This is a genomic window from Paraburkholderia sp. GAS448, from assembly GCF_050435685.1.
GTDB lineage: Bacteria > Pseudomonadota > Gammaproteobacteria > Burkholderiales > Burkholderiaceae > Paraburkholderia.
In genome coordinates, this window is record NZ_JBNDKT010000150.1 from 1 (window position 1) to 1,312 (window position 1,312).

Below are 1,312 nucleotides of genomic sequence, written 5' to 3' on the forward strand. Positions count from 1 at the left end.
GTTTCCCACTGGCTCTTCCAGCCCGGCGGTGGCGGCGCGATGTGATCGGCTGCATGGTTGCGCTTTGCCATCTCGTAGACCGCGCGGCAACCAACGATGACCGACAGGTCCGGCGAGCCGTCCGGCTTCACACCGCACAAGCCGCCAAACAGGATTGAGTACTGCAGGACGTTGTCGGGACCGATCTCGGCGCTGTGCGCGATCCTGGCACCCTCGCCGATGTAGTTGTTCGCGACGATCCTGCCGTACTCGTAGTCGAAGCTGCCACTGAGGATAAAACCGTAAGCCTCGCCGAGGTGGTAGTGCGGCTCGACTTTCATGCCTCCCGGCACGTCGAGGATCATAACGAACATGTCGCGCTCCCAGTTCACCGTCATCAACTTGAAGACGGGACCCTGGTCGCTGCCGATGAGATTGAAGGGCGACCAGGGGATCATATTGAAGCGCGCAATATGGGCGCCGTCGAAGAAATAGCCACTCTTGTCGATCGGCAGCGGCTCGATTCTGGCAAGCCGCTCTTTTTCGGAAAGGAACATAATGTTAGAACCTCAAACCTTGAATGGGAGGATCAGTCCGGCAGCAGTGCCTTGCCGTTATCGATGAATACCTTGCGCAGGATCTCCGGGCTGTGGCCCTGCAAATTGCGCACGAAGCTGCCCATCGGGTCCTTGCCACCTTCGTGATGCGGATAGTCGCTGGCATAGCAGTACACATCCTCGAATCCGTAGCGCTCGATATAGGTGCCGACCGGCTCGAAGTCGAAGCATGCAACACGCAGATTGCGGCTGATATATTCCGATGGCTTGAGCTTGAGCCTGGTGTGGGCCTGCGACGACGGAAACGGCGTGGCACCATAGAAGCGGTCCATGTTCTCTGCGAGCGGGCCTACCCAGTGACCAGTAAATTCCGCACACCCAAACACAAGATCGGGATGTCGGTCGAACACGCCACCCAGCACCATCGTCATCACATAGTTCTGGATCTGCAGGTGAATGTTGGTCAGCGTCCACGGGTCGAGGGAAAACTCCGCCCCAAGCATCCACCCCTGGAACGCGGGGGCATTGCGCCACTCCGTCGTGGCAAGCAGTTTCTCACTGATCGAAATATGACCCACCACCGGGCACTTCGCCGCTGCCAGCAGAGCCCAGAGAGGATCCATCCGCGGACTGGCCGGTGATACGCCGCCCGGGGGTTCGTCCGTGGCAAGCATGAATAGCCGCACGCCCTGGTCAACCAGCCGTCGTGCCTTCTGGTACATCGCCTCCGGTGTATCGTCGACCAGCAGCGCAGCCGGCCGTACACGGTCCTGCTC

Annotated in this window: 2 protein-coding genes; both read right to left on the reverse strand. The window is 59.8% G+C overall.

Annotated elements, in window-relative coordinates:
* Positions 1-536 (reverse strand): cupin domain-containing protein (locus P3T23_RS47710; protein WP_429322957.1); only part of this gene is annotated, 536 nt, incomplete at its 3' end.
* Positions 537-568: 32 nt separating this feature from the next.
* Positions 569-1,312, reverse strand: a 744-nt coding sequence (locus P3T23_RS47715; protein WP_429322958.1) for an amidohydrolase family protein, incomplete at its 5' end; no start/stop codon positions are given.